At 74.2% G+C, this 24,309-nt stretch carries 24 protein-coding genes; 13 read left to right on the top strand and 11 right to left on the bottom strand.

Translation table 11 applies throughout. The features are described from left to right. The first annotated feature begins 1 nt into the window (after nt 1). Nucleotides 2-976, top strand: a complete 975-nt coding sequence (locus tag ACQ1X7_RS10180; protein ID WP_432478069.1) for a DUF2332 domain-containing protein — start codon at nt 2-4, stop codon at nt 974-976. Between the two features lie 10 nt (nt 977-986). On the opposite strand, the gene ACQ1X7_RS10185 is transcribed toward ACQ1X7_RS10180, so the two are convergent. The 6 genes from ACQ1X7_RS10185 to ACQ1X7_RS10210 all read right to left on the bottom strand — a co-directional run bounded on the left by ACQ1X7_RS10185 (nt 987) and on the right by ACQ1X7_RS10210 (nt 6,615). Continuing rightward, entirely contained in the window at nt 987-1,745 is a 759-nt protein-coding gene (locus tag ACQ1X7_RS10185) for a CPBP family intramembrane glutamic endopeptidase (protein ID WP_432478070.1), read from the bottom strand. 95 nt (nt 1,746-1,840) lie between these two features. Beyond that, the gene (locus ACQ1X7_RS10190) at nt 1,841-2,761 is read right to left on the bottom strand and encodes a LuxR C-terminal-related transcriptional regulator (protein ID WP_432478071.1); all 921 of its coding nucleotides are present in this window, start codon (nt 2,759-2,761) and stop codon (nt 1,841-1,843) included. A 67-nt stretch (nt 2,762-2,828) separates the two neighbouring features. Next, on the bottom strand, nt 2,829-3,377 hold the full coding sequence (locus ACQ1X7_RS10195; RefSeq protein ID WP_432478072.1) for a TIGR03086 family metal-binding protein: 549 nt from the start codon (nt 3,375-3,377) through the stop codon (nt 2,829-2,831). Nucleotides 3,378-3,385: 8 nt separating this feature from the next. Then, entirely contained in the window at nt 3,386-4,360 is a 975-nt protein-coding gene (locus ACQ1X7_RS10200) for a sigma-70 family RNA polymerase sigma factor (protein ID WP_432478073.1), read from the bottom strand. Nucleotides 4,361-4,522: 162 nt separating this feature from the next. Continuing rightward, nucleotides 4,523-6,052 carry a glycerol-3-phosphate dehydrogenase/oxidase gene (locus ACQ1X7_RS10205; RefSeq protein ID WP_432478074.1) on the bottom strand — a complete coding sequence of 510 codons (1,530 nt, stop codon included), beginning with the start codon at nt 6,050-6,052 and terminating at the stop codon, nt 4,523-4,525. After that, complete coding sequence (locus ACQ1X7_RS10210; protein WP_432478075.1) at nt 6,049-6,615, bottom strand: TetR/AcrR family transcriptional regulator; 567 nt, start codon at nt 6,613-6,615, stop codon at nt 6,049-6,051. Before ACQ1X7_RS10210 ends, ACQ1X7_RS10205 begins: the two co-directional genes overlap by 4 nt. Before the next feature lie 17 nt (nt 6,616-6,632). Between ACQ1X7_RS10210 and ACQ1X7_RS10215 the strand changes: the two genes are divergently transcribed. The 3 genes from ACQ1X7_RS10215 (at nt 6,633) to ACQ1X7_RS10225 (ending at nt 10,513) form a co-directional block, all read left to right on the top strand. Next, nucleotides 6,633-8,207, top strand: a complete 1,575-nt coding sequence (locus ACQ1X7_RS10215) for an FAD-binding oxidoreductase (RefSeq protein ID WP_432478076.1) — start codon at nt 6,633-6,635, stop codon at nt 8,205-8,207. Then, the gene (locus ACQ1X7_RS10220) at nt 8,204-9,097 is read left to right on the top strand and encodes a diacylglycerol/lipid kinase family protein (RefSeq protein ID WP_432478077.1); all 894 of its coding nucleotides are present in this window, start codon (nt 8,204-8,206) and stop codon (nt 9,095-9,097) included. Before ACQ1X7_RS10215 ends, ACQ1X7_RS10220 begins: the two co-directional genes overlap by 4 nt. Nucleotides 9,098-9,175: 78 nt before the next feature. After that, entirely contained in the window at nt 9,176-10,513 is a 1,338-nt protein-coding gene (locus ACQ1X7_RS10225; protein ID WP_432478078.1) for a GH1 family beta-glucosidase, read from the top strand. Nucleotides 10,514-10,574: 61 nt separating this feature from the next. Here the strand turns inward: ACQ1X7_RS10225 and ACQ1X7_RS10230 are convergent, their stop codons facing one another. The 3 genes from ACQ1X7_RS10230 to ACQ1X7_RS10240 all read right to left on the bottom strand — a co-directional run bounded on the left by ACQ1X7_RS10230 (nt 10,575) and on the right by ACQ1X7_RS10240 (nt 14,338). Beyond that, a complete protein-coding gene (locus tag ACQ1X7_RS10230) occupies nt 10,575-11,714 on the bottom strand; it encodes a MalY/PatB family protein (RefSeq protein WP_432478079.1) in 1,140 nt (379 codons plus the stop codon). A gap of 90 nt (nt 11,715-11,804) precedes the next feature. Then, entirely contained in the window at nt 11,805-13,811 is a 2,007-nt protein-coding gene (locus ACQ1X7_RS10235) for an FAD-dependent oxidoreductase (RefSeq protein WP_432478080.1), read from the bottom strand. Next, nucleotides 13,808-14,338 (bottom strand): PadR family transcriptional regulator, encoded by a 531-nt coding sequence (locus tag ACQ1X7_RS10240; protein ID WP_432478081.1) that lies wholly within the window; start codon nt 14,336-14,338, stop codon nt 13,808-13,810. The genes ACQ1X7_RS10235 and ACQ1X7_RS10240 overlap by 4 nt, the downstream gene beginning before the upstream one ends. A gap of 92 nt (nt 14,339-14,430) precedes the next feature. On the opposite strand from ACQ1X7_RS10240, the gene ACQ1X7_RS10245 reads away from it, so the two are divergent. The 8 genes from ACQ1X7_RS10245 (at nt 14,431) to ACQ1X7_RS10280 (ending at nt 21,193) form a co-directional block, all read left to right on the top strand. Further along, a complete protein-coding gene (locus ACQ1X7_RS10245; RefSeq protein ID WP_432478082.1) occupies nt 14,431-14,907 on the top strand; it encodes a DUF4396 domain-containing protein in 477 nt (158 codons plus the stop codon). A gap of 33 nt (nt 14,908-14,940) precedes the next feature. Then, the gene (locus ACQ1X7_RS10250; protein WP_432478083.1) at nt 14,941-16,095 is read left to right on the top strand and encodes a CaiB/BaiF CoA transferase family protein; all 1,155 of its coding nucleotides are present in this window, start codon (nt 14,941-14,943) and stop codon (nt 16,093-16,095) included. Then, complete coding sequence (locus tag ACQ1X7_RS10255; RefSeq protein WP_432478084.1) at nt 16,092-16,823, top strand: glutamine amidotransferase; 732 nt, start codon at nt 16,092-16,094, stop codon at nt 16,821-16,823. The genes ACQ1X7_RS10250 and ACQ1X7_RS10255 overlap by 4 nt, the downstream gene beginning before the upstream one ends. Further along, complete coding sequence (locus ACQ1X7_RS10260) at nt 16,820-18,265, top strand: flavin-containing monooxygenase (RefSeq protein WP_432478085.1); 1,446 nt, start codon at nt 16,820-16,822, stop codon at nt 18,263-18,265. The genes ACQ1X7_RS10255 and ACQ1X7_RS10260 overlap by 4 nt, the downstream gene beginning before the upstream one ends. Before the next feature lie 229 nt (nt 18,266-18,494). Further along, the gene (locus ACQ1X7_RS10265; RefSeq protein WP_432478086.1) at nt 18,495-19,916 is read left to right on the top strand and encodes a DEAD/DEAH box helicase; all 1,422 of its coding nucleotides are present in this window, start codon (nt 18,495-18,497) and stop codon (nt 19,914-19,916) included. 50 nt (nt 19,917-19,966) lie between these two features. Next, nucleotides 19,967-20,143 (top strand): hypothetical protein, encoded by a 177-nt coding sequence (locus ACQ1X7_RS10270; protein ID WP_432478087.1) that lies wholly within the window; start codon nt 19,967-19,969, stop codon nt 20,141-20,143. Nucleotides 20,144-20,220: 77 nt separating this feature from the next. Continuing rightward, nucleotides 20,221-20,415 carry a CsbD family protein gene (locus ACQ1X7_RS10275; RefSeq protein WP_432478088.1) on the top strand — a complete coding sequence of 65 codons (195 nt, stop codon included), beginning with the start codon at nt 20,221-20,223 and terminating at the stop codon, nt 20,413-20,415. 91 nt (nt 20,416-20,506) lie between these two features. Then, nucleotides 20,507-21,193, top strand: a complete 687-nt coding sequence (locus tag ACQ1X7_RS10280; protein ID WP_432478089.1) for a CPBP family intramembrane glutamic endopeptidase — start codon at nt 20,507-20,509, stop codon at nt 21,191-21,193. 2 nt (nt 21,194-21,195) lie between these two features. Here the strand turns inward: ACQ1X7_RS10280 and ACQ1X7_RS10285 are convergent, their stop codons facing one another. Beyond that, entirely contained in the window at nt 21,196-22,086 is an 891-nt protein-coding gene (locus ACQ1X7_RS10285) for an NAD(P)H-binding protein (protein ID WP_432478090.1), read from the bottom strand. 138 nt (nt 22,087-22,224) lie between these two features. Continuing rightward, entirely contained in the window at nt 22,225-23,016 is a 792-nt protein-coding gene (locus ACQ1X7_RS10290) for a MerR family transcriptional regulator (RefSeq protein WP_432478091.1), read from the bottom strand. 71 nt (nt 23,017-23,087) lie between these two features. Between ACQ1X7_RS10290 and ACQ1X7_RS10295 the strand changes: the two genes are divergently transcribed. Then, complete coding sequence (locus ACQ1X7_RS10295) at nt 23,088-24,302, top strand: acetyl-CoA C-acetyltransferase (RefSeq protein WP_432478092.1); 1,215 nt, start codon at nt 23,088-23,090, stop codon at nt 24,300-24,302. Nucleotides 24,303-24,309 lie beyond the last annotated feature (7 nt).

The raw sequence follows: 24,309 nt of genomic DNA on the forward strand, positions 1-24,309 counted from the left end.
CGTGGAGCTCTACGCCGACGACGTCGCGGAGCAGTACGTCGACTTCGCCCGGTACGCCGACGGGTCACCGTGCTTCGAGGCGTGGGCGCTGGCGGTGGCCCGGGACGAGGAGGTGCTCGCCTGGATCGCCCGGCTGCCGCCGGTCAAGCGGCAGCCGAACCTGGTCCTCGCGGCCGCTCGTTGGCACGGCGTCCCGGCGCCCGGCCCCTACGAGGGGCTCCGCCGGGCGCTGCTGGCCGACGACGGCACGATCCGCGACACGATCCTGGCCCGGCGTACCCAGACCAACGAGGTCGGTCGGCTGGCGACCCTGGTGCCGTTCCTGGGCACCCTGGCCGACGCCCCGGTCGCGCTGCTGGAGGTCGGGGCGAGCGCCGGTCTGTGCCTCTACCCCGACCGGTTCCGCTACCGGTGGGACACCGACGCCGGTGCGGTGGTCGCGGGCGAGGGCCACGAGCTGCGGTGCGAGGTGGAGGGGCGGCTGCCCGAGGTCCGCGTCCCCCGGGTGGCCTGGCGCGGCGGGATCGACCTGCACCCGCTCCGCGTCACCGACCCCGACGCCATGGCGTGGCTGGAGAACCTGGTGTGGCCGGAGCAGGAGGAGCGGCGGGAGCGGCTGAGGGCCGCGGTCCGGGTGGCGCTGGAGGACCCGCCCCACCTGGTGTCCGGCGACCTGCTCGACCTGTTGCCCGAGCTGGTGGGCGAGGCCGCGTCGTACGGGCCGGTGGTCGTGTTCCACTCCGCGGTCATCGCCTACCTCGAGCCGATCGACCGCGCCCGGTTCCAGGAGCTGATGACCGGCCTGGTCGGCGCCGGGCGGTGCCACTGGGTCAGCAACGAGGCCCCGCAGGTGCTGCCCGAGGTGACGGCCACCGGTCCGGAGGTGCCCGAGGGGCTCGGCACCTTCGTGCTCGGCGTCGACGGCCGGGCCGTGGCCTGGACGCACGGGCACGGCGCGTCGATGCGCGTCCTGTGAGGCGCGCGCCTCAGGCCTGCACCGACATCAGCACGATCGTGAAGGTGGTCCAGTCGTTGAGGAGGTGGGCGCCGAAGCTCACCCACAGGTTCTTGGTGCGGATGAAGGCGAGGGTCAGCACGAGCCGGGCGGCTCCGATCACGATGATCGCCTGCCCGACGTTCCAGTCGTACGTCGGCAGGTGCGCGGCGCCGAACCACACCGCGGTCACCAGCCAGGCGACGAGGATGCTGGCCCGCCGCGAGGCGCCGCGACCGTGCAGCCACCACATCACCGCCAGGAACGGCAGGATCGTGAAGACCTCCTCGCCCATCAGCTGGATCGCGGTGCCGAGGTAGAAGCCGAGCAGCTCGCCGGCGCCGCTGAGCCCGTCGGTGGCGGTGTTCTCGGCCAGTCCGCCGGGGTCGCCGCCGGACACCACGAAGGCCGCGACCGCGCTCACGCCCAGGTTGAGCAGCCAGAAGACGACGATGGTGCCGAGGTCCGCGAGCCGCAGCGGCCGGAACAGGGCGCGCCACCGGCCTCGCGAGGCCCACGCGAACGCCGCCACCGGGATCGCGAGGAACAGCAGGCGCGGCACCATCTCGAGCCAGGGGTCCGAGGACCCCACGGTCATCAGGACCAGGAACCCCAGGACGCAGGCCAGCACCACCAGCGACCAGCGGCCGCCGCTGATCGCGACGGGCCGGCCGTCGTAGAAGGGGAAGTCGAGCCCGTCGTCGCGCTCGACGAGCCGGCCGAACCGTGGCTGCTGCTGCGTGTCCGACATCGCGTCCCCTCCCGCCGACGACCCATCATGGCAGCGCGGACGGGCCGCTCCGTGGTTCGGGGCGGCGAGGTTTCCGGCTCCGGGACGCCGGGCCCTCAGACCAGCTTGAGCGACCGGGGCAGCTCGCGGCGGCTGCGGATGCCGAGCTTGCGGTAGGCCCGCGAGAGGTGCCACTCGACGGTCTTGACGGTGAGCCCCTCCTGCTCGGCGATCTGCCGGTTGCTGGAGCCGCCCGCGGCGAGGTGGGCGAGCTGGTGCTCGAGCTCGGTGAGGGTGGCGATCGCCTCGCAGCGCAGCGGGACCGGCTGCTGGCCGAGCCGCTCGAGCAGCCGCCTGACCCGACCGTGCAGCGGCCAGAGGTCCTCGACGTCGGCGTACGCCTCGGCGGAGCGGAGCAGCGTGACCGCCTCCAGCTGCCCGGTGGCGCCCCCCATCAGCGTGAGCAGGCCGGCGAGGTCGGTGTCGATGGTGGCGGCGAGCCGGGGGTGGTCGTCGCCGAGGATCCGGCGGGCCTCGCGGAGTGCGTCCTCGCGCCGGCCCGAGCAGACCGCGGCGACCGTGCGCAGGGCTCCGGCGACGGCGTACGGCGACCCCTGCGCCCGCGCGGTCGCCAGGTGCTCCAGCGCCAGGCGACGCGACTCCTGGTGGTGGCCCGCCCGGATCAGGCTCAGCGCGGCGCCCGCGCGCCACGGCAGCTCGACCGCGTCGGCCTGGTCGCCCGCGTGCTCACCGGCCCGCAGGAAGTGGGCCGCGGCCTCCTCGTCCCGCCCGGTGGCCGCTGCCAGCTCGCCGAGCGCGAGGGCGGCGCGAGCGGCGTCGGCACCGCTGAGCCGCCGGTGCGTGGCGAGCTGCTCGCCGATCCCGAGGGCGAGCTCGATCTCGCCGCGCGCGAGCCGGCACTCCAGCGCCAGCGCCAGCGTCGCGACCGACGGCGGCTCCTCGGAGAGTGCCTGCAGCGCGTCGGCGATCCGGCCCTCGCGGGCCAGTCCGGCCGCGGCCGTCGGCGTCACGAGCATGGGGTGAGCGTAGGTATCCGAGGCGTTGTTCCGCGGCCGAACGGGGAAACCAGAACCCCTGGTCTGGTCAACCGCGGCCGAGGTGGGCGAGCAGCCGGCGGGAGGCGGTCGCCCCGACCGGCACCGGTCGCGGCGCCGCGAACCGGTGGGGGCGGTCGTCGTCGCCGACGGTCAGCGCAGCGACGCCCAGCAGCTGCTCGGCCAGCTCCTCCGGCAGCGGTCGCCGGGTGCCGATCGCCTGGTGCACGTCCCAGCCGTGCGTGGTGATCTCGAGGGCGGCGGCGCCGACCAGCAGACCGGCCGGCAGGGCCAGGTCGCCGACGCGGACGTCGTCGGGCGGGTGCGCGACCCACCAGCCGAGCAGGGCGCAGGCCTTGGTCCGGATCGACTCCAGGCGGGGTACGCCGTCCGTGGGGACGAGCGAGACCTCGCCGGCGGCGGCCTCGGTGAACGCGTCGAGGGCGTCGTCCATGTGGTGCAGGAGCTCGGCCAGGTCCCACTCCGCGCACGGCGTCGGGTCGCCGAGCCGGTCAGGGGTGACGAGCGCGAGGGCGCTGCCGGTGTAGGCCAGGGACCGCTCCAGCAGCTCGACCGCGCCCGCGAGGGCGAGGGTCATGTCATCGGTCACCGGTGGTCGGCGGGCAGCGCCTCGGGCAGCCCGAAGCGCTGGAAGACCTCGGTGCCGTGGAAGGCGCTGACGTGGCGCACCCGGTCGCCGTCCAGCTCGAGCACCTGGAGCTGGAAGGGCCGGAAGCTGCCGTCGGGGTTGCGCATGTAGAGCCCGTACGCCGGCTGCCCGTTGGCCGAGGTGGCGATCATCGGCATGTCGTGGGAGCCGCCGGGGCACTGGCTGTCGATCAGCTCGCCGATGGTGGTGCTGCCGGCGTACCAGCCGGTGAACGGCGGCATCTCCCAGGTCGCCTCGGCGGTCAGCAGGCTGACGATCCGGTCGATGTCCTTGGCCCAGAACGCCTCGACGTAGTCGTCGAGCAGCTGCCGCTGGGCGTCGGTGAGGTCGACCCCCTGGGTCTCGGGGGTGGGCCGCTGCTTGTCGAGCTGGGCGTGGGCCCGCTGCAGCGCGGAGTTGACCGCCACCGCGGTGGTGTCGAGCGCCTCGGCGACCTCCGCCGCCGACCAGCGGAGCACGTCGCGCAGGATCAGCACCGCGCGCTGCCGCGCCGGGAGGTGCTGCAGCGCAGCGACGAACGCGAGCCGGATGGTGTCCTTCTGCTCGACCTGGACGGCGGCGTCCGGGATCGGCTCCAGCCAGGGGATCTCCGGCTGGGCGTCGAGCGGGTCGGCGGCGTCGACGTCCGGAGCGCCGAGGCCGGTGGGCAGCGGCCGGCGCGGCCGGGCATCGAGGTTGGTGAGGCAGACGTTGGTGGCGATCCGGTAGAGCCAGGTCCGGACGCTGGAGCGGCCCTGGAAGTCGGCGCTCGCCCGCCAGGCCCGCAGGAAGGTCTCCTGCACCAGGTCCTCGGCCTCGTGGACCGATCCGCTCATCCGGTAGCAGTGCGCCAACAGCTCCCGCTCGTAGCGCGCCGTCAGCGCGTCGAAGTCCTGCAGCTCGGTCGTGGTGCCGCTCTGGTCGGTGCTCACCGTCGCCGTCCTCATCCCCGTGACTCCCTCTGGCTCGCTCAGTCTGCCAAGGGGGTCGACCGGAGTCGACCGCCAGACTCATCGGTGTCTGTGGGGAAGAATCGGTACTCCAGTGACAAACGGCCCCTCCGATCGGCGTGTCGAGGGCCGTTTGTCACTGGACTACCGCGATGACGCGGCGGCCAGGGTGAGGGCGCGCTCGGCGGCGGGGACGGCGAGGGTGCGGACGGCGGGGACCAGGTCGACGCGGGTACGCCGGTCGAGCAGGTCGGACACGTCGACCGCGCCCTCGTGGGTGACGCCGAACACCAGCTCGGCCAGCGTGACGGGGCAGGAGGCGGAGACCGGGGCCACCAGCTCGGAGTCGGGCAGCCCGGTGACCGAGCGGGCGACGTCGGCCACCAGCCCGGCGTCGGTCCCGTACCGCCGGACCAGCCGGGCGGGCTGCTCGAGCCGGTCGAGCTCGTCACGGGGGGCCGCACCGGCGAGCGGCAGGGTGCGGGTGCGGCACGGGTCGGCGTCCAGCCGCCGCTCGGCCACCAGCCGGTCGAGCGCGTCCTCGGCCATCCGGCGGTACGTCGTCAGCTTGCCGCCCACGACGGTCACCACCCCGTCGGCAGACGTGACGACGGCGTGACGCCGCGACAGGTCGGCGGTCCCGCCCGAGCCGGCGTCGAGCAACGGCCGCAGGCCCGCGTGGGCGCCCACCACGTCGCTGCGCCGTACGTCGTGGTCGAACGCCGCCGAGACCACGTCGAGCAGGAACCCGATCTCCGGCTCGGTCGGCTGCGGCACGTCCGGCACCGGCCACTCGACCGGTTCGTCGGTCAGCCCGACGTGGACGGCGCCGTCCGGCTGGGGGAGCACCATGACGAACCGGCTGGTCGACCCCGGGACCGGCGTGGTGACGGCGGTCCGCAGGCCGGGGAGCGCCGAGCCGGGCAGGACCAGGTGGGTCCCGCGGCTCGGCCTCAGGGCGATCCCGTCGACGAGCCCGTCGGCCCACACGCCGGTCGCGTTGACGATCCCGCGGGCGGCGACGCGGGTCGCGCTCCCGTCGCGGCCGTCGACCAGCGTCACGCCGGTCCGGTCGGCGACCGCCACCCGGCACCGGGTGCGGACCTCCACGCCGAGGCCCGCCGCGGTGCGGGCGATCGTCGTGACCAGCCGCGCGTCGTCCTCGAGCCTGCCGTCCCACGACAGCAGCCCGCCGCGCAGGCCGCCGCGCCGCAGGCCGGGAGCCAGCGCCAGGGCCTCGGTCGCCGACACCCGCCGGGGTCGCGGCAGCGTCTCCCGGTCGGTGCGCGCCGCACGTCGCAGCAGGTCGCCGGCGAGGAAGCCGGCCCGGGCGAGCGCCGCCTGCCCGCCCGAGACCCCCGGGGTGAGCGGCAGCAGCATCGGCAGGGGCCGGGTGAGGTGCGGCGCGGTGGTCTCCATCAGCACGCCCCGCTCCACCGCGGACTCGTGGGCGACCCCGACCTGGCCGTGGGCGAGGTAGCGCAGGCCGCCGTGGACCAGCTTGCTCGACCAGCGCGACGTGCCGAACGCGAGGTCGTGCGCGTCGACCGCCAGCACCGACAGTCCCCGCGAGACCGCGTCCAGCGCGATGCCCGCCCCGGTCACGCCGAGCCCGACCACCACCACGTCGTACGACGTGGCGAGGCCGGCGGTCCCGCTGCCGATCCGGTTCACGGGGCCAGCGCCCGGGTCACCAGCGCCGCCAGCTCGGTGTCGAGGTCGGCCTCGGACACCCGGTCGTCGACCATGGTGTGGGCACTGAGCACGAAGCCGTGAGCGCCGAGCACGAGCGCCCGGGCGATCGCGAGCGGGTCGCCGCTGCGGACCTCGCCGGTGGCCTGGCCCTGCTCGATCCGGTCGACCAGCAGGTCGAGCACGAGGTCCTGGGAGCGGCCGCGGCGCGCGAGCAGGTAGGGCAGCAGCAGCTCGGGGTCGAGCTCGACGATGCGGACGAAGAGCTCGTTGCCGCGCAGCGCCCGCACCGTCGCGACCACCGTCGCGGGCAGGTCGTCGCCCGGCGGCCGCGCCGCGACGACGGCGGTCCACTCCCGCGTCATCAGGTCGCCGAGCAGCGTCTTCATGTCCGGCCACGTCCGGTAGATGGTCATCCGGCTCACCCCCGCCCGGCGGGCGACCTCGGTGAGCGTGGTGCGCCGCCACCCCACGTCGAGGATGCAGGCGCGGGCGGCGTCGAGGTAGGCGTCGCGGGAGTCGGGGATGTGACGAACTGACGTCATATGTCACACTGTAACGCATGACCGCCGAGATGCATCCCTCCCGCTGGGGCGACCCGGCCGCGGCCGCGCCGCTCCCCGACACCGCCCGCGAGCTGGTGCGGCTGGCCTTCGGCGACCTGCCGGCTCCGGCCGCCGAGGCCTCCGGGTCCCGGATCGCTGCGTCGGCGATCGACGAGGACCTGCTCGACGGCCTCCGCCGGATCGTCGGCGCCGAGCACGTGCTCATCGACGACGACCTCCGGCGACGCCGGACCCGCGGGAAGTCGACGCCCGACCTCCTGCGCAACCGGGCCGGCGACTTCGCCGAGGCGCCGGACGCCGTCGTCCGTCCCGCCGACCACGACCAGGTGCAGGCCCTGGTGGCGTACGCCGCCGCCCACCGCGTCGCGGTGGTGCCGTTCGGCGGCGGCACCTGCGTCACCGGCGGTCTCGCCGCCCGGCGCGACGGCCTGGCGGGCCTGGTCTCGCTCGACCTCGGCCGGATGACGGCGCTGCGCGACGTCGACCCGGTCTCGATGACCGCGACCCTGGAGCCCGGGCTGCGGGGCCCCGAGGCCGAGGCGCTGCTGGCCGGGCACGGGCTGACGCTCGGACACTTCCCGCAGTCCTTCGAGTTCGCGACCATCGGCGGCTTCGCGGCGACCCGGTCCAGCGGGCAGGCGAGCGCTGGCTACGGGAGGTTCGACGGCATGGTGGTGGGCCTCACCGCGGCCACCCCCGCCGGAGAGCTCCGGCTCGGCACCGCCCCCGCCAGCGCCGCCGGGCCGGACCTGCGGCAGCTGCTGCTCGGGTCGGAGGGTGCCCTCGGCGTGATCACGAGCGTGACCGTGCGCGTCCGGCGTGCGCCGGAGGCGACGGTCCACGAGGGCTGGCGCTGGGCCTGCTTCGCCGACGGCGTCGCCGCCGCCCGGACCCTGGCCCAGGCCGGGCTGCTGCCGACGGTGCTGCGGCTCTCCGACGAGACCGAGACCGCGGTGAACCTGGCCGACCCGGACGCCCTCGGCGGCGCCGACGGGGTCGGCGGCTGCCTGATGATCACCGGCTACGAGGGGACGGCCGAGGCGGTCGCCGCCCGGCGCGCCGCGGTCACCGCCGTGCTCAGCGGGCTCGGGGGGACGCCCGCGGGCGAGGAGCCCGGCCGCGCGTGGGAGCAGGGCCGGTTCCACGCGCCGTACCTCCGGGACGCGCTGCTCGACGAGGGCGTGCTGGTCGAGACCCTGGAGACCGCCACCTTCTGGTCGGGCCTGGAGTCGCTGCACGCCGAGGTGACCGGAGCGCTCACGGGAGCGCTCGACGGCGCGCTCGTGCTCTGCCACGTCTCCCACGTCTACGAGACCGGAGCGTCCCTGTACTTCACCGTCGCCGCCCGGCAGGCCGCCGATCCGCTCGCGCAGTGGCAGGCGGCGAAGGCGGCGGCGTCCGACGCGATCCGCGCCGCCGGGGCGACCATCACCCACCACCACGCCGTGGGCACCGACCACCGGCAGTGGTACGCCGACGAGATCGGCCCGGTCGGCGTGCTCGCGCTCCGTGCGGTCAAGGACGCCCTCGACCCGGCCGGCGTCCTCAACCCCGGCGTGCTCGTTCCGTGAGCTTCGCGTTCCTCGTCAACCCCGCCTCGGGCGGCGGTGCCGCCCCGGGCGTGGTGGTCCCGGTCGCCAGGCTGCTGCGGGACGCGGGGGAGCGGGTCGACGTGAGCTACTCGCCCGGGCCCCGCGCGACCCGTGCCCTGGTCGAGGCGGCGGTGGCGCGCGGTGACGTCGTGGTCAGCGTGGGCGGCGACGGGATGCTGTCCTCGCTCGCCGGCGAGGTGTCCCGCGCCGGGGGCGTGCTGGGCCTGCTGCCGGCGGGCCGCGGCAACGACTTCGCGCGGATGCTCGACCTACCCACTGCGCCCGAGGACCAGGCGGCGCTGCTGCGCTCCGGTCGCACCCGTCGAGTCGACCTGCTCCGCTGCGGCGACCGGGTGGTGGCGGGCTCGGTGTACGCCGGCGTCGACGCCCGGGCGGCTGCCCTCGTCGAGGGGTGGCGTCGGCTGCCGCGGAGGCTGCACTACCCGGTGGCCGCGGTCCGGGCGGTGGCGACGTACCGGCCGGCCCGCTACCGCCTCGTCGTCGACGGCACCGCCCGCGAGCTGGAGGCGGCCACCGTCGTGGTGGCCAACTCGGCGTACTACGGGAAGGGGATGCGGATCGCCCCGGCCGCGAGCCTGACCGACGGGCTGCTCGACGTCGTCGTGGTCGGCGCGGCGTCCCGCCCGGCGCTGGTCCGGGCGCTGCCGAGCCTCTACGACGGCCGCCACGTCGAGCGCGACCAGGTGCAGGTCCTCACCGGGAGGCGGGTCGAGCTCTCGACGACCGCCGGCCCACCGGTGCCGGTCGGGGGTGACGGCGAGCCGCTCGGGAGCCTCCCGGTCGGGGCCGGACCCCGCCCGCTCGAGGTCGAGGTCTGCCCGGGCGCGCTGGACGTCGTGGCTCGGTGACGGAGCGCACGCGGCCGATCCGCGGTCAATCCGTGGGTTCCCCGGCGAGCACCGCCACCGATGGACCAAGATGAACCAATGCTCCCGCTCCTTCCCCCGGGGTTCCGCTTCGGAACCTCCACGGCGGCTCCCCAGATCGAGGGAGCGGCCGCCGAGGACGGCAGGGGACCGAGCATCTGGGACACCTTCGCGGCCCAGCCCGGCCGGATCGCCGACGGCGGCACGCCCGCGGTCGCCTGCGACCACTACCACCGGTACGCCGAGGACGTCGGCCTGCTGAAGGAGCTCGGCGCGCGGGACTACCGGTTCTCCGTGTCCTGGCCGCGGGTGCTCCCTGAGGGCCGCGGACGGGTCAACGAGCGGGGCCTCGACTTCTACGACCGGCTCGTCGACGCGCTGCTCGAGGCCGAGATCCGGCCGATGGCGACGCTGTACCACTGGGACCTGCCGCAGGCCCTGCAGGACCAGGGCGGGTGGCTGCACCGCGACACGATCGACCACTTCGCGGCGTACGCCGACCTCGTGGGTCGCCGGCTCGGCGACCGGGTCGAGCACTGGGTCCCGGTCGACGAGCCCAACGTCGTCTCCCTCATGGGCCACGGCATCGGCAAGCACGCCCCCGGCCTGCCGCTCCACTTCGACGCCCTCTGGGTCACCCACCACCTGCTGGTCGCCCACGGCCGGGCGACGATCGCGCTGCGCGAGGCGGGGGCGACGAGCGTCGGCAGCGCCAACAACCACGCGCCGATCTGGCCGGCCAGCGACGGCGACGCCGACGTGGGGGCCGCCAAGCTCTTCGACGCGCTGTGGAACGCGACGTACATCGAGGCGATGCTGCTGGGTCGCTACCCGGCCGACCTGATGCCGCTGATGGAGGACCTCGTCGAGCCCGGTGACATGGCGACGATCCGGCAGCCGCTCGACTTCTACGGCGTCAACTACTACAGCCCGGTCAAGATCGCGGCGGCGCCCGAGGAGGCGGCCATGCCGTTCGAGCTGCTCGACCCGCTGGGCTACCCGACCACCGACGCCGGCTGGTCCGTGGTGCCGAGCGCGCTGCGCGAGTGGCTGATCATGTTCCGGGCCCGCTACCGGGCCGCGCTGCCGCCGATCGTGATCACCGAGTCCGGCTGCTCCTTCGGCGACGGTCCCGACGAGCACGGCCAGGTGCACGACCAGCGGCGGATCGACTACCTCGCGGCCCACGTCGGGGCGGTGCGCGAGGCCGTCGAGCGCGGCGTCGACGTCCGCGGCTACTACGTCTGGTCGCTGCTCGACACCTTCGAGTGGGCCCAGGGCTACCAGCAGCGCTACGGGCTGGTCCACGTCGACCACGACACCCAGGTCCGGACCCCCAAGGACTCCTTCCGCTGGTACGCCGACCTGGTCGCCGCCCAGCCCCAGCACGCCGGGTGAGGGGATAGCTGGACGCCGAACTCATCCTCCGGCCGCCCAGGATGGTGATTTCGGCGTCCAGCTATCCCAGCGCGCGGCCCAGCCGGACCACGATCTCGGTGAGCCGCTCGGGCGAGGTGGCGATGTTCAGCCGGGCGTGCCCGTCGAGCCCGGGCTGGTAGCGGTGGCCGGCCTCGAGCTGCACCCGGCCCTTGTCGAGGGCGACCGTGGCCGGGTCGTCGTGGCCGTAGGCGCGCAGGTCGAGCCAGGCCAGGAAGGTCGCCTCGAGCGGCCGCACCCGGGCCTCGGGGAGGTGCTCGGCCAGCAGCTCGTCGAGCAGGGTCCGCTGCTCGTCGAGCCGCGCCACCAGGGCCGCCAGCCACGCGTCGCCGTCCTCGTACGCCGCGATCGCGGCGACCTCGCCCAGCGGCGACCACGAGTCGTTGCGGGCCATCGGCTCGGCCAGCAGGCGGTTTCGGGCCGCCGGGTCGGAGGTGACGATCTGGGCGCAGCGCAGGCCGGGGGTGTTGAAGGCCTTGCTCGCGGCGAGGACCGCGACGGCGTGCTCGGCGGTCCCGTCCAGCGAGAGGTAGGGCACGTGCTCGGCGCCGGGCAGCACCAGTGGGGCGTGGATCTCGTCGCTGATCACTCGCGCGCCGTGGCGCAGCGCCACGTCCCGCACGCCCTCGAGCTCGGCCCGGGTGTGGACGTGGCCGAGCGGGTTGTGCGGCTGGGTGAGCAGCAGGGTCGTCGCCCCGCGTGAGAACAGGTCGTCGAGCCGGTCGAGGTCGAGCCTCACCTCGCCCGCGTCGGGGTCGAGCGGGAGCTCCCAGATCTCGCGGTCGGTGCAGTGGCCCAGCCCGAACTGGGGGTGGTACGCCGGCGTCGGCAGCACCAGCGGCCCGGGCTCGCTCAGCACGTCGAGCGCCACCCGGACACCGGCGGTGACGTCGGAGGTGGGGAGCACCTGCTCGGGGTCGACCTGCTGGCCGTAGTGGCGCCGCGCGAAGCCGGCGTACGCCTCCCCGAGGGCGGCGTTGACGAGGGCCGGCGGGTAGCCGGTCACCCCGTCAGTGACCGCCCGCTGCAGCGCCTCGGCGACCGGCGGCGCGAGCGCGTAGTCCATCTCCGCGACCCACGCCGGCAGCACGTCGGGGTCGACCGTCCCCCACTTCAGCACCAGCGCGCGACGAGCCTCGTCCTCGGTGAAGTCCCGGATCATGCCGCCCACCCTAGGTCGGTAGTCCAGTGAGAAGTGGCCCCTGTATCGGCCTCGGGAGGGGCCACTTGTCACTGAACTACCGCTCGTTGTTCACAGGGCGGCGACGACGCGGGTGCCCTGGTCGATGGCGCGCTTGGCGTCGAGCTCGGCGGCCAGGTCGGCGCCGCCGACGAGGTGGGAGGCGACGCCGACGGCCAACAGCTCGTCGTGGAGGGTCCGCACCGACTCCTGCCCGGCACACACCACGACGTGGTCGCACGGGATCACCCGGCGTACGCCGTCGACGGTGACGTGCAGGCCGGCGTCGTCGATCCGGTCGTACGCCGCGCCGCTCACCTGCGTGACCCCGGACTGGCGGAGCACGGCCCGGTGCGCCCAGCCGGACGTCCTGCCGAGGCCGATGCCGATCGGCGTCGTCTTGCGCTGCACCAGCGTCACCTCGCGCAGCGGGGTCCGCGGCTTCGGCTCGGTCAGGCCGCCGGCGTGGAGCGCCGGGTCGCCGACGCCCCAGTGCGCCAGCCAGTCGTCCACGGTGTCCGCCGGGTCGTGCGTGAGCCAGTGGGAGACGTCGACGCCGATCCCGCCGGCGCGGATCACGGCCACCCGGCGGCCGGGCACCACCGCGCCCGAGAGCACGTCGGCGTACGACAACACCGACGGGTGGTCGATGCCGGGCACGTCGGGCACGCGCGGCGACACGCCGGTCGCGACGACCACCTCGTCGAAGTCCTTGGCGAGCCCGGCCGCGGTCGGCCGGGTCGACACCCGTACGTCGACGCCGAGCACCTCCAGCCGCCGCGTGTAGTAGCGCAGCGTGTCCGCGAAGTCCTCCTTGCCGGGGACTTCCATCGCCAGCCGGAACTGGCCGCCGATCTCCGGCGCCGCCTCGAAGAGCGTCGTGGGGAAGCCGCGCTCGGCCGCCGACACCGCGGCGGCGAGGCCCGCCGGTCCGGCGCCGACGACCGCCACCCGAGCCGTACGACGGGTCGGGCCGAGCACCAGCGTGGTCTCGTGGCAGGCCCGCGGGTTGACCAGGCAGGAGGCGGTGCGGTTGGCGAAGGTGTGGTCCAGGCACGCCTGGTTGCAGCCGATGCAGGTGTTGATCTCGTCGGCCCGCCCCTCGGCCGCCTTGCGCACGAAGTCGGGATCCGCCAGGAACGGCCGGGCCATCGACACCAGGTCGGCCGTGCCGTCGGCCAGGAGGCGCTCGGCGAGCTCGGGGGTGTTGATCCGGTTGGACGCGATCACGGGTACGCCGACCGCCGCGCGCAGCCGCCCCGTGTACGGCGCCCAGACCCCACGCGGCACCTGGGTGATGATCGTCGGCACCCGCGCCTCGTGCCAGCCGATGCCGGTGTTGAACGCCGTCACGCCGGCGGCCTCCAGCCGCTGCGCCAGCTCGACGGTCTCCTCCCAGGTCTGCCCGCCCTCGACCAGGTCGAGCAGCGAGATCCGGTAGACCACCGGGAACCCCTCGCCCACCAGCTCGCGGATCCGCTCCACGACCCGGACCGGGAACCGCATCCGGGCCGACGCCGAGCCACCCCACTCGTCGGTCCGGTCGTTGGTGCGGGCCGCCAGGAACTGGTTGACCAGGTAGCCCTCGGAGCCCATCACCTCGACGGCGTCGTAGCCGGCCTTGCGGGCGAGGGCGACCGACCGCGCGAAGTCGTCGACGGTCCGGTGCACGCCCCGGGTCGAGAGCGCCCGTGGGGTGAACGGCGTGATCGGGGACTTCCGGCTCGAGGCGCCGACGCTGAACGGGTGGTAGGCGTACCGGCCGGCGTGCAGCACCTGCAGGGCGATCGCGCCGCCCGCCTCGTGCACCGCCTCGGTCACCTGGCGGTGCCGCACGGCCTGGAGCCGGGTGGTCATCTCGCCGGCGAACGGCTTGAGCCACGACCGCTTGTTGACGGCGTACCCGCCGGTGATCATCAGGCCCGCACCACCACGGGCGCGCTCGGCGAAGTACGCCGCGAGCCTCGGCACGTCCCACGGCCTGTCCTCGAGCCCGGTGTGCATCGACCCCATCACCACGCGGTTGCGGAGGGCGAGGTCGCCGAGCCGGATCGGCCGCAGCAGGTTCTCGTAGGTCATCGCGTCTCCTGGAGGTACTCGGTCAGCCAGCCGATCCAGAACTCCTCCAGCCGGATGCCGCCGCGCAGCACCAGCCAGCGGTCGCGGTCGGCTCCGGTGAGGGCGTCGGGGTCGGGGTACTGCTCGGCGGCCATCTGCTCGTACGCCGCCAGCCGGGTGCGGTGGTCGGCGAGGTGGGCCTCGACCACCCGGCGCACGGCCGACCGGTCGCCGTACGCCGCCCCGCGGAGCTTGACGGCCAGCTCGCTGCGCAGCGGCTCGACCGGGGAGTCGGCCGCCAGCCAGTCGGCGAGCGCCGCCCGGCCGGCGGCCGAGACGGCGTACTCCTTCTTGTCCGGGCGACCCGTCTGGGCGACGGGCGTCGCGACCACCCAGCCGTCTCCCTCCATCCGCGCCAGCACCCGGTAGATCTGCTGGTGGGTGGCATGCCAGAAGAACCCGATCGACCGGTCGAAGCGGCGCGCGAGCTCCAGCCCCGACGCGGGCCGTTCGCGCAGGGCCACGAGCAGCGCGTGCTCCAGGGCCATGCCGGAACCCTCGCGCACCTATGCAACGAGTTGCAAGCCGGTGAGAGCCAAGTCACTGGACAGGTACCCCTAGGGGGTATAAGGTCGATCGCATGGACAGCTGGCGCACCGCGATCTCGGCCACCCTCCACTGCCTCACGGGGTGTGCCATCGGCGAGGTGCTCGGCATGGTGCTGGCCACCTGGTGGGGCTGGGGCGACGTGGCCAGCATCGTGCTGGCGGTCGTGCTGGCCTTCTTCTTCGGCTACCTGCTGACCTTCACCGGCGTCCGCCGTGCCGGGCTCGACGTCGGCACCGCGGTCCGCACGGCGCTCGCCGCCGACACGGTCTCGATCCTGGTGATGGAGGTCGTCGACAACGCGATCCTGCTGGCGGTCCCCGGGGCGATGGCCGCGGGCCTGCTCGACGCCCTGTTCTGGGGCGCGCTGGCGGTCGCGCTCGCGGTCGCTTTCGTGGTCACGGTGCCGGTCAACAGGTGGATGATCGGACGGGGCAAGGGGCACGCGGTCGTGCACGAGGTGCACCACGCCGGCCACGCGGAGGCCGACCAGGAGGCGGGCCACCACTGACGACGGCCGGCGGCGGTCTGTGAGGATCCCTGCATGAGCTACGCACTCGGTGAGGGCTCCGGTCCCCTGCGCGGGGTCCGGGTCGTCGAGATCGCCGGCATCGGGCCGGGCCCGCACGCGTGCATGCTGCTGGCCGACCTCGGGGCCGACGTGATCCGCCTCGAGCGACCCGGTGGGGGCCTGCTGAGCGCCGGCCGGCACGACGTGATGAACCGCGGCCGCCCGAGCGTGGCGCTCGACCTCAAGCAGCCCGGCGCGGTCCGGACCGTCCTGGACCTGGTGGCCGACGCCGACGTGCTCGTCGAGGGCCTGCGGCCCGGGGCGATGGAGCGGCTCGGCCTCGGGCCCGACGACTGCCGGGCGCGCAACCCGCGGCTGGTCTACGGGCGGATGACCGGCTGGGGACAGGACGGCCCCTGGGCCCAGGCCGCCGGCCACGACCTGAACTACATCTCGATCACCGGCGCCCTCCACGCCGCGGGGCAGGACCCGGCGCGGCCGCACTTCCCGACCAACCTGCTCGGCGACTTCGGCGGCGGCTCGACCTACCTCGTCATCGGGGTGCTCGCCGCGCTGCTGGAGGCCCGCAGCAGCGGCCGGGGGCAGGTCGTCGACGCGGCGATCGTCGACGGTGTGGCCAGCCTCAACGCGATGGCCACCATGTTCGCCTCGCTCGGCCTCCAGCCGGAGACCCGGGCCAGCGGCCTGCTCGACGGTGGCACACCGTGGTACGACCTCTACGAGACGGCCGACGGACGGCACGTGTCGGTGGGTCCGCTGGAGCCGCAGTTCCACGCCGAGATGATCCGGCTGCTCGGCCTCGACGACGTCGCCCCCGACCGCGACGACCCGGCGACCCACGACGAGCTGCGCAGGCTGCTGGCCGAGACCTTCCGCCGGCGTACCCAGGCGGAGTGGGCCGAGCTGTTCGCCGGCACCGACGCCTGCGTCGCACCGGTGCTCCCGTTCAGCGAGGCCGTGCAGCACGAGCACCTCGCCTCCCGCGGCACCTACGTCGAGCTCGACGGCGTCACCCAGCCCGCCCCCGCCCCGCGGTTCAGCCGGACCCCGGGCGCGGTGCAGCGACCCCCCGACCGGCCGGGCGCGCACACCCGTGAGGCGCTGACCGCGTGGGGTGTCGACGACGTCGACGACCTGATCGCCTCGGGCGCAGCGGTCCAGGCATGAAGCCCTTCCTGTTCCTCGGCACCCGCGCCGAGGACGCGGTCGCGGACGACGAGTACGAGGCGGTGCTGCGCTGTGCCGGCCTGGCCGAGCGGGACCTGCGTCGTCACCGGCTCGAGCGCGACCCGCTCGGGGAGGTCGACCTGGCGGCGTGGTCCGGGGTCCTCCTCGGCGGCGGCCCCTTCAACGTCAGCGACCCCGACGACGAGAAGTCGGACGCCCAGCGGCGGGCCGAGCGCGAGCTGACGGCGCTCGCCGACCGGGCGCTCGCGGCCGACCACCCGTTCTTCGGGGCCTGCTACGGGATCGGGATCCTCGGTCGCACCGGCGGCGGGTCGGTCGACCGCACGTACGGCGAGCCGATCGGCTGCGTCGAGGTCACCCTCACCGAGGCCGGTCGCGACGACCCGCTGTTCGCCGACCTGTCGGACTCCTTCGACGTGCTGCTCGGCCACAAGGAGGCGGTGCGCACCTTGCCGCGCGGCGCCGTCCTGCTGGCCTCCTCGACCACCTGTCCAGTGCAGGCGTTCCGGCTGGGCGAGAACGTGTACGCGACCCAGTTCCACCCCGAGCTCGACGTGGAGTCGCTGTGCCTGCGGGTCGACACATACCGCGAGTACGGGTACTTTCCACCGGCACAGGCCCAGAGCGTGAAGGACATGGCGCGACGCGCGGTCGTGACCGAGCCCCCACGGCTGCTGGCGACGTTCGTGGAGAGGTACGCGGAGTGAACGACGACCACGTCGACGTGCTGATCGTGGGGGCCGGGCTCTCCGGCATCGGTGCCGCTGCACGGCTGGCCCAGGAGCACCCGCAGCGCAGCTACGCGGTGCTCGAGGCCCGGGAGGCGAGCGGCGGGACGTGGGACCTGTTCCGCTACCCCGGCATCCGGTCGGACTCCGACATGTACACGATGGGCTACCGGTTCCGGCCCTGGCGCAGCAACCGGGCGCTGGCCGACGGACCCTCGATCCTCGACTACCTCCGGGACACCGCGCGCGAGTACGGCGTCGACCGCCGCGTCCGCTACCGGCACCGGGTCACCTCGGCGTCGTGGGACTCCGCGGCCGCGCGCTGGACGGTCACCGCGGCGACGCCGGAGGGCGAGGTCACGCTGACCGCCGGCTTCCTGTGGGCGTGCAGCGGCTACTACGACTACGACGAGCCCTACCGGCCGGAGCTGCCCGGCCTGCCGGACTACCGCGGCACCGTGGTCCACCCGCAGCACTGGCCCGCTGACCTCGACACCGCGGGCAGGCAGGTCGTGGTCATCGGCAGTGGCGCGACGGCGATGACCCTGGTGCCGGCGCTGGCCGACGGCGGCGCGGCCCAGGTCACGATGCTCCAGCGGTCGCCGACCTACGTGCTCTCGCTGCCCGGGACCGACCCGGTCGCGGCGAAGGTCCGCAAGTGGCTGCCGGAGCGGGCGTCGTACTGGCTGCTGCGCTGGAAGAACATCGGCGTGGCCGTGGCCACCTTCCAGGTCAGCCGGCGCTGGCCACGGCTGGCCAGGAAGCTGCTGCGGGACGCGGCCGCGAAGAAGCTGCCGGAGGGCTACCCGGTCGACGTCCACTTCAAGCCGCGGTACGACCCGTGGGACCAGCGGCTGTGCCTGGTTCCGGACGGCGACCTGTTCCGGGCCGTCCGGGAGGGGCGGGTCGACATCGTCACCGACACCATCGACACCTTCACCGAGAAGGGGGTCCGCGTGTCGTCCGGCGACGAGCTCGTCGCGGACGTCGTGGTCACCGCCACGGGGTTCAACCTCAAGATCATGGGCGGGATGGAGCTCGTGGTCGACGGCGAGCGCGTCGACCTGCGCGACCGGATGGCCTACCGCGCGCTGATGTTCAGCGGGGTGCCGAACTTCGCGTTCACCATCGGCTACACCAACGCCTCCTGGACGCTGAAGGCCGACCTGGTGGCTGACTACGTGTGCCGCCTGCTGGCCCACCTCGACGAGCGCGGCCACCGCAGTGCGGTCCCGGTGCCCGACCCGGCCGTGGGCGCGGCGCCGTTCATGGACTTCACCCCCGGCTACGTCAAGCGCTCCGAGCACCTGCTCCCCCAGCAGGGCGACCGCGAGCCCTGGCGGCTGCGGCAGAACTACTTCCACGACGTCCGGTCGATCCGGCGCTCGCGCGTCGACGACGGGGTGCTGACCTTCCGCTGAGCCGCCCCACCCGGGAAAGTGCCCGACGTCACGCCGCGAGGATGCGGGGGCCGCGGCCGCCGTGCCCTAGGTTGGGACCAGCGGCCCGCCCTGTCTCGCCCCTGGCCGCGGGTGCCCCGGTTCCCGGTGCACCACCCACGAGCCTGTGGGAGACGCAGCAGCCCCGAGCTGCCGGCGCGCCGCCCGGCGACGCCTGAGTCGGTGAGACACCGACCGGAAGACGCACCCCTTGACCCTGCAGTCCTGCGACGCCCCCGCCTTCGAGGCGCTCGGTGTCCCCGCCCACCTGTCCGCGGTCCTGACGGACCATGGCATCACCACCCCCACGCCGATCCAGGCCGCCACCCTGCCCGACTCCCTGGCCGGTCGCGACGTGCTCGGCCGGGGCCGCACCGGCTCCGGCAAGACCTACGCCTTCCTGCTGCCCCTCGTGGCCCGGCTCGCCGACGGCCCCCGGGCGACCGCCCGCCGGCCGCGCGCGCTGGTCCTGGCGCCCACGCGTGAGCTGGTCGGGCAGATCCGTACGGCGCTGCAGCCGCTCGCCGAAGCCGCCGGCCTCACCACCGTGACCGTCTTCGGCGGGGTCGGCCAGCACCCCCAGGTCACCGCACTGCGCCAGGGTGCCGACATCGTCCTGGCCTGCCCGGGCCGGCTCGAGGACCTGATCGGGCAGGGCCACTGCGACCTCGACGCGATCGAGGTCACGGTGCTCGACGAGGCCGACCACATGGCCGACCTGGGCTTCCTGCCCGGCGTCCGCAGGCTCCTCGGCAGGACCCCGCGCGGCAGCCAGCGGCTGCTGTTCTCGGCCACCCTCGACCGGGCCATCGACGTCATCGTCAGGCAGTTCCTCGTGGACCCGGTCACCCACGAGGCCGACTCCGCGCAGGCTCCCGTCGCCCGCATGGCCCACCACGTGCTCCACCTCCATCGCGAGCAGCGGGTCCCGGTGCTGGTCGAGCTGACCAGCGCCCCCGGCCGGACCGTGGTGTTCACCCGCACCAAGCACGGCGCCAGGGCGCTCGCCCGCCGGCTCAACGCGCAGGGCGTGCCCAGCGTCGAGCTGCACGGCAACCTGAGCCAGAACGCGCGCACCCGCAACATGGACGCCTTCCACTCGGGGCTCGCGACCACCCTGGTCGCGACCGACATCGCGGCGCGCGGCATCCACGTCGACGACGTCGCGCTGGTCGTCCACGCCGACCCGCCGGTCGAGCACAAGGCCTACCTGCACCGCTCGGGCCGCACGGCGCGGGCCGGCGCGGCGGGCACGGTGGTCACCCTGATGACCGACGACCAGGTGCGCGACGTCCGGACGCTGGCTCGCCAGGCCGGCATCAAGCCCGTGACCACCAGGATCCCGGGCCCGGGCCACCCGGTCCTGCTCGAGCTCGCGCCCGGCGAGCGCGCGCTGGTGCCGGGCGGCTACGTCCCGCCGGCGGTGGCGACCGGACGTCCCGTCCGCACCACCGGCGGAGGCACTGGCGGCCGCAGCCGCACCCGACGGCGCCGGGGTCGTGGCGGCGGCCAGGCCGCTGCCGCCCAGGGTCAGCCGCGGACCCAGCAGCCGTCCCGGAACCGGAGGCGACGCCGACCCTCGGGCGGGGGCGGCGGCCACACCGCGGCCTCGTTCAGCTCCGGACGTCGCTGACGCCGGCGACGGCGGGTTCTGCGGTTCGGCCGAAGGGGTACGGGGGCCCCATGAGCGAGAACCCGAACAGGCCGGAGCACGACGCCCCCGACGAGCAGGCGCGCCGCGAGCAGCAGGAGGGCCAGGTCTCGGAGACCGACCAGCCGGAGCCCGCCGTGGGAGGTGCCGACGCGACGGACAAGTCGACCGGGACCGCACCCGACCAGGCCGACCAGCCCCGATCCTGACCTCCACTTCGCCCCCTCGGGTGTGCCGGGGGCGCGGGGCCGGTGCGAGGTTGGGAGGACCGACGGAAGGATCCGACATGGGAACCGACGACAGGGCCGCACACGAGGGAGAAGACCTCAAGGGCAAGGCCAAGGAGGCGACCGGCAAGGCGACCGGCAACGAGCGGCTGGAGGGCGAGGGCAAGGGCGACCAGGCCTCGGCCTCGGTGAAGAAGGCCGGCGACAAGGCCAAGGGCGCCGCCGAGGACGTCAAGGACGCGTTCAGGAAGTAGCCGCACGTCCACCGCACCGACCTCCCCGCCGTAGAGTCGCCCGGGCGAGCATGAGCGAGCCCGAGTCGGACCGGGCGAGGAGGTCGGTGTCGTGCGCGTGTGGCTGCGCAAGTCGTTGTGGGACAAGGTCCCGCGCGACCACTGGCAGACACCGGGCGCGTTGCGCCGTCGGCAGCTGGTCACGATCGGATTCGTCGTCCTCGGGGGGCTGGTCCTGGGGCTGAGCCTGCGCATCGAGCCCGGCAACCCGCTGTTCTACCCCGCCACCTTCGGCCTGGCGGCCGTGTGGGCGATCGGAGCGTTCGCGTCGGGCCCGATCCACCTGGGCCGGATCGCGGTGCGCAGCGAGCTGCGCCGACCGGTGCTCGAGCCGATCGCGATCGGGCTCGGCCTGGCGGCGATCTTCGCGGCCGGTGCGCTGGTGGTGCGCGAGGTGCCGTGGCTCGGCAGCCAGGTGACGAGCGTCCTCGACTTCGCCGACCAGGGATCCGTGCCGCTGCTGGCGTTGATCACGCTCGTCAACGGCATCGCCGAGGAGCTGTTCTTCCGCGGTGCGGTGTACGCCGCCACCACCCGGCACCCGGTGGTGGTCACCACCATCGCCTACACGCTCGCCACGCTCGCCACCGGCAACGTGATGCTGACCTTCGCCGCCGTCCTGCTCGGTGCCGTCGTGGGGCTGCAGCGACGGGCCTCGGGGGGCATCCTCGCCCCGATCCTGACCCACTGCACCTGGTCGCTGGCGATGCTGTTCGCGCTCCCCCTGCTGTTCGGGTAGGGCTACTGCTCCTCCAGGGCACGGCGCACGGCCTCGTCGTAGGGCAGCGGGTCGCCGGGCACGATGTCGCGGATGGTGTGGTCGGTGACGGTGACCTCGGTGCCCATGGAGTCGATCAGGTTGCGGCCGGTGGTGACGTCGACGTCGGTCACCAGCGCCAGCCAGTACGACGACAGCCGCGGCGTCAGCACCGGCACCGGGGCGATCGGGACCCGGCGGCCGTTGGTGACCTCGGCCGCGACCTGGAGCATCTGCAGATAGGTCATCTGCTCCGGGCCGCCGATCTCGAACACCCGGCCGCGGGCCTCGGGCCGCCCGGTGACCCCGACCAGGTAGCGGATGACGTCGTCGATCGCGATGGGCTGGGTCGGCGTGGAGACCCAGCGGGGGACCACCATCGCCGGGAGGTTCTTGACCAGCTGCCGGGTGAGCTCCCAGGAGATGCCGCCGGCGCCGACGATGATCGCCGCCCGGAGCGCCGTCACGGGGACGCCGGTCGAGCCCAGCAGCTCCTCGACCTCGCGGCGTGAGCGCAGGTGGGGTGACAGGTCCTCGCCGTCGGCCCCCAGGCCACCGAGGTAGACGATCTGGCCGACCCCCGCCTCGGCCGCGGCTGCGGCGAAGGTGCGGGCCGCCTCGGCGTCCTTGCGCTCGAAGTCGGGGTGGTCGAGGGAGTGGACGAGGTAGACCGCGACGTCGACGCCGTCGAGCGGGTCGACGAGCGAGCCCGGGTCGAAGACGTCGCCGGCGACCGCCTTGCCCGGCCCGTCGTAGGACTCCGGGCGCCGGGTCATCGCCCGTACGTCGTGCCCTTCGTCGACCAGGGCGGGCACCAGTCGCCGGCCGATGAAACCCGTCGCGCCGGTCACCAGGACGGTCCGACGCTCAGCCATGCCACCACCCTAGATGGGCCACTGGCCTAGACCAGCGCCCAGCCACCTCCCGACCCGTCCTACCGTGGCAGGACCGGGGGCGCCCTCGAGGCTCGAGGTCCGGGCATCGCGGCGCTGCAGCCCGAGCGGTCCGGCGTTCTAGTCGGGGGAGGATGAGCGCGCCGTGGTCCGGGCTCGCGCCGCGATGCCCTCTCGCTTGGCCTCGTCCATGGCGGACTCGTAGGCCTGCACCAGTGACGCGATCGACAGGGGCTTGAGCCGCTCGACCACCTCGCGCAGCTTCTCCGGCGGGGCCCCCGACTCCTTGTAGAGCGGCCACACCATGGTCCGGAACAGGTCGTTGAGCTCCTTGGCGATCTGGCGGCCGTGGTCGGCGTACACGTCGGCGGCCGCGACCGCCGCCTCGGTCGGGAAGCCGAGGTCGAGCAGCCCGAGACCGACCGACAGGTGGGAGACCGCCACCTGGTAGCGGCCCCGCTTGGTGCGCAGCGCGATCCCGAGCGCGGCGAGGGTCGCGAGCTCGTCGTCCGAGAGCGAGCGGTTGGCCCGGCGGTCGAGGTCCGCGCGGCTCATCTCGAGCGGTGTCTCGGCCTGCCACGGCGCCAGCATCGCCCGGTGCAGCGCGATGTCCTCCGGGGAGGCGTCGTCGGGGATCCGCTTCAGGTAGCGCTCGATCGCGGCGAGGGTGAAGCCGTGGGACTGGAGCTCCTGGACCAGCTCCAGCCGGGCGACGTGGTCGGGTGTGTAGTAGCCCGACCGGCCCCGGCGGATCGGCGGCGGCACGAGCCCCTTGGTCGTGTAGAACCGGATGTTGCGGACGCTCAGGCCGACCCGGTTGGTCAGCTCCTCCAGGGTCAGCAGCTCCCGCAGCGACTCGACGGTCTCGTCCATCACGCTCTGGTCACCCTCCTCGGAGACGTGCGGTGACATGTCCCACGTTGACGACGTTGACAGTATCGGTGTCACAATCTCATGTGAAACCGCCGACGACAGGAACGGGCATGGCTGAAGCATTCGTGTACGACCACCTCCGGACTCCGCGGGGCAAGGGCAAGGCCGCGGGCTCGCTCCACGAGGTCAAGCCCGTCGACCTGGTCGTGGGGCTGCTCGGCGAGGTTCGGCAGCGCAACCCCGGCCTCGACCCGCATCGGGTGGACGACGTCGTGCTCGGCGTCGTCACGCCGATCGGCGACCAGGGCGGCGACATCGCCAAGACCGCCGCACTGGCGGCCGGCTACCCCGAGACGGTGGCGGGCGTGCAGCTCAACCGGTTCTGCGCCTCCGGCCTCGAGGCGGTCAACCAGGCGGCGATGCGGGTCCGCTCCGGCTTCGAGGACCTGATCCTCGCCGGCGGGGTGGAGTCGATGAGCCGGGTGCCGATGGGCACCGACGGCGGCGCCTGGGCGATGGACCCCGCGACCGCCCTCTCGACCGGGTTCGTCCCGCAGGGCATCGGCGCCGACCTGATCGCGACGCTCGAGGGCTGGACCCGCAGCGACGTGGACGCCTACGCCGCCGAGTCCCACCACCGCGCGGCGAAGGCCTGGGCCAACGGCTACTTCACGCGCTCGGTGGTCCCGGTCACGGACTTCAACGGGCTCGCCGTCCTCGACCACGACGAGCTGATCCGCCCCGACACCAGCCCCGAGGGCCTCGCCGGCCTCACGCCCAGCTTCGCCCAGATCGGCGCCGACGCGGGGTTCGACGACGTGGCGCTGGAGAAGTACCACTGGGTGCCGGCCATCGACCACGTCCACCACGCCGGCAACTCCTCCGGGATCGTCGACGGTGCCGCGATCATGGCCATCGGCACCGAGCAGGTCGGCCACGACCTCGGGCTCACCCCACGGGCGCGCGTCGTCGCCACCGCGGTCTCGGGTGCCGACCCGACGATCATGCTGACCGGCCCGGCGCCGGCCACGCGCAAGGCGTTGGCCAAGGCGGGGCTCGAGGTCGACGACATCGACCTGTGGGAGATGAACGAGGCCTTCGCGGCCGTCGCGATGCGCTTCATGAAGGACATGGGCATCAGCCACGAGGTCACCAACGTCAACGGCGGTGCGATCTCGATGGGCCACCCGCTCGGCGCCACCGGCGCGATGATCCTCGGCACCCTGATCGACGAGCTCGAGCGGCGCGACCTGCGCCGCGGCCTCGCCACGCTCTGCGTCGGCGGAGGCATGGGCATCGCGACGATCGTGGAGCTGGTGACCTGACCCACCC

This window comes from Nocardioides sp. GXQ0305, from assembly GCF_050880345.1.
GTDB lineage: Bacteria > Actinomycetota > Actinomycetes > Propionibacteriales > Nocardioidaceae > Nocardioides.